The sequence below is a fragment of the Moorena sp. SIO3H5 genome (genome assembly GCF_010692395.1).
Taxonomy (GTDB): Bacteria; Cyanobacteriota; Cyanobacteriia; order Cyanobacteriales; family Coleofasciculaceae; genus Moorena.
In genome coordinates, this window is sequence record NZ_JAAHHS010000600.1 from 1 (window position 1) to 3,444 (window position 3,444).

Here is a 3,444-nt window from a genome sequence, read left to right on the forward strand (position 1 = left end):
TCCTTAAACCTTCAACCTGCTAACCTTCAACTTAATAACAAAAAAAAATAGCCGCAGAAATACTATCCACGGCTAGGAAGTTACCTTATGTCATTCAATTTTTTAACCTATCCAGAAATGATCCTATTTGATTAGACCCGATGGTTTTGCCGGGGGGGAAACCCCCCAGGAATTTAACGTTTTACGGGATAATCAAGTACTTGACGCTAATTGTGATGAACTCTCCCGGAATGCCCGTCGGCTGAAGAGGAGTCCAGTCGGAAATTTCCGTGTAACGGAGTACATACAAGGTATGCATCGTATTAAGTATGGCCTTGCGGGACCCCTTTAAAATATGCTGAACAGGGATTTTTTTTGGGGAAGACTCGTCAGGATTATTATCTGATTTAGGCGGTAATTGTGAAGGCATAAGGTGAACCTCTTGCTTTTTGTTTATATTAATAATAGTAATGATTATAAAATAAATTGTCAAGGGTTTTGAAAATTTATTTTTGGGAGGGTAAATTTAAATAAAGCGATCGCATGCCATAAACAATCTGTTTTTTTGATGAGTAGTAAACTTCGGGAGTTCGTAATCGGTATTCAGGGGAATAAACTTTACTGGATATAGGAATTAGTTTTTCGATGAGGTACAAAGAGATCCCCCTAAATCCCCCTTAATAAGGGGGACTTTGAGAAAGAGATCCCCCTAAATCCCCCGGAATTTGAGAAAGAGATCCCCCTAAATCCCCCGGAATTTGAGAAAGAGATCCCCCTAAATCCCCCGGAATTTGAGAAAGAGATCCCCCTAAATCCCCCTTAATAAGGGGGACTTTGAGGTTGATAAGTTTACCTGATACATGCAATAAAATCTATGTCATAAGTATGATCAACTTTAGGAAGCGATCGCTTATCCTTTCTATCAGAGCATCGCTTTTTATTATGAGTAGCATCGGGTATAGTAAATCGGAAAAGTCTTCAAGTAAAGTTGTATTTTTATTTGTGCTATGCTAAATTAGCAGGAGTTTTAATCCTCTATTTAAAAATCCTATAAAATAGCAGTTTTGATAGTAACGAGGTATACATTTTTTTTGTCTATTGCCTTTTGCCTCTTGCCTTTTGCCTTTTGCCTCTTGCCTTATGATTAACTCTGACTCCTTAAAAGCTATTGAAAACGCTAGACTAAATGACAATATTGGTAAGCCCCTTTATGATTCCTATTGTTTCTCCCAGATTCCCCAGATGATATATCATCTGCTCACTGGTCAAGGAAACATGGGTTTACCTAGGAGTGTATTAGGAGAATTACCGGACCGCTATGATAAGGTGATTCTGATTTTTGTTGATGCTTTCGGGTGGCGCTTTTTTCAGGACTATGTTGAACAATCGGAATTTTTGAAGCGGTTTGTAGTGGAAGGTGTTGCTTCTAAATTGACTACCCAGTTTCCTTCTACAACTGCTGCTCATGTTACTACTATTCACTCAGGGCTTCCCGTTGGTGAGAGTGGTGTTTTCCATTGGTTTTACTATGAGCCGCTGTTGGATGATATTATTGCTCCGTTGATGTTTTCGTTTGCGGGTGATAAGCAACGGGGAACCTTGCAAACTACTGGCATTTCTGAGCAAAGCCTTTTCCCTACCCAAACTCTCTATCACAAATTGCAACAGTATGGTGTGAAATCCTATTGTTTTCAACACTACAATTATGCTTACTCTCCCTTTTCACGAGTGGTGTGTGATGGGGCAACTACTATTCCCTACAAAACGATTCCTGAAGCATTAGTTAACCTGACTGAAGCAGCGATCGCTGAATCCCAGAAAAGCTACTTTTTCCTGTATTTCGATTGTATTGATAGTATCGCTCATAAATACGGTCCTGGCTCGCTACAGTTCCAGGCTGAAGTTAGCACACTTTTGCTAACCATGGAGCGACTTTTATATCAGCAGGTAGCTGGTAAGCTGAAGAATACATTATTACTAATTACCGCTGATCATGGACAAATAGAGGTTTCACCAGAGACTACTATTTATTTAAATCAGCTCACTCCTTCCATTGAGCAGTTTATTAAACGGAATGCCCAAGGTAAATTGTTGGTGCCAGCGGCGTCATGTCGGGATATGGTGTTGTACATTCAGGAAGACCATTTGGATAAAGTCTATGATTTGCTGACGGAGCAGTTGGCAGATCGAGCAACAGTGTACCGCACTACGACATTAATTGAAGAAGGCTATTTCGGTACAGGTGAACTCTCGCCACTATTGCTGAATCGGTTAGGCAATTTAGTTATTCTACCCCATAAATATGAAACCGTTTGGTGGTATGAAGAAGACCGCTTTGAACAACACAAGTTGGGCGCTCATGGGGGATTGTCAAAGGAAGAGATGGAAACGATTTTGTTGGCGATTGAGTGTTGAAGGTTTGGTAAGGTTGAAGGTTGAAGGTTTAAGAGGGTTGAAGGTTAGTTGGTTGAAGGTTGAAGGTTTGTTTGAAGGTTGAAGCTTGTAGGGTGGGCAAAAAGCGATGCAGCGCGGTCTTGGGGGTTTCCCCCATGAGCGACTGCATCAAGACACCGTTGGCTTCAAATGAGTATTAATGATTAGATTACTTTGCCCACCCTACTTTAATTGCTATTTTTTTTTCTGATATAGCAATCCTAAATCAATTCAGAGAATGTTTGTTCCCTGCTCCCTGCTCCCTGCTCCCTGCTCCCTGTTCCCTGTTCCCTGTTCCCTGTTCCCTTTGCTATAGCTGATAGCTAATAGCTGATAACTGAACCACTACTCCCTAGGGTCTACTCCTTACGGCCTATTCCCTAAGAGCTATAGCGTTTTTACTACTTATAAGTTATGTAAGAGTTTTTTCCTAATTGCTCCAAATAGATAAAAAAAGATCTAAACTACAAAAGAATAATCTGTGCTATTGAGTCGTCAAATTATAGATGACTAGTTCTGAGCTAGAAACTGCCCTTAATTGCTATCAAGAAGCACTCTCTAACCTAAAAGAGTCTCAATCTCCTCAAGTAAAGGAAGTGCTAGAGATTTTCAATGCCAGGGATGCTGTGCAGGCCGTTTGGAGTCAGTGTAATCAAGTATCTGCACCTGATCAACAGCGACTGGTTGAGTTGGACCGTGAGCTTAAGAGTAAAGCAGGGCAGATTACCAAAGTCATCGACTTAGCTGAATACCGAAACAGTTTTCAGCCTCCAGCAGCTGCGTGGTGGTGGCGATTGGAAACAGAAGCACCACCCCATCTCTGGGACCGCTGGGATTGGTTGTGGAGAGGGCTGACGGTGGGCAGTTGGACGGTGAATCTGAGCTTGTTGGTGGATATTGTGCCCCGATTTCTGAGTGCCGGGACCGGAGTTGCCGAACCAGTACACTCAAATAGGCTAGGCTATTAGCTAATTTCTCGGTCTTCAGTGGTTGACATGGCCGTATCTCGAAGGCATAGTTGCGCCCCCTAAA

Annotated in this window: 2 protein-coding genes; both read left to right on the forward strand. The window is 41.9% G+C overall.

Annotation, left to right across the window (positions count from 1 at the left end; all coding sequences use genetic code 11):
- Nucleotides 1-1,119 precede the first annotated feature (1,119 nt).
- Nucleotides 1,120-2,394, forward strand: a complete 1,275-nt coding sequence (locus F6K52_RS34195) for an alkaline phosphatase family protein (RefSeq protein ID WP_293089328.1) — start codon at nucleotides 1,120-1,122, stop codon at nucleotides 2,392-2,394.
- Nucleotides 2,395-2,918: 524 nt separating this feature from the next.
- On the forward strand, nucleotides 2,919-3,380 hold the full coding sequence (locus tag F6K52_RS34200) for a hypothetical protein (protein WP_293089331.1): 462 nt from the start codon (nucleotides 2,919-2,921) through the stop codon (nucleotides 3,378-3,380).
- Nucleotides 3,381-3,444: the final 64 nt, after the last annotated feature.

Coding starts and splice junctions, on each gene's coding strand:
- F6K52_RS34195 (WP_293089328.1), top strand. CDS start 1,120: ATGATTAACTCTGACTCCTTAAAAGCTATTGAAAACGCTAGACTAAAT.
- F6K52_RS34200 (WP_293089331.1), top strand. CDS start 2,919: ATGACTAGTTCTGAGCTAGAAACTGCCCTTAATTGCTATCAAGAAGCA.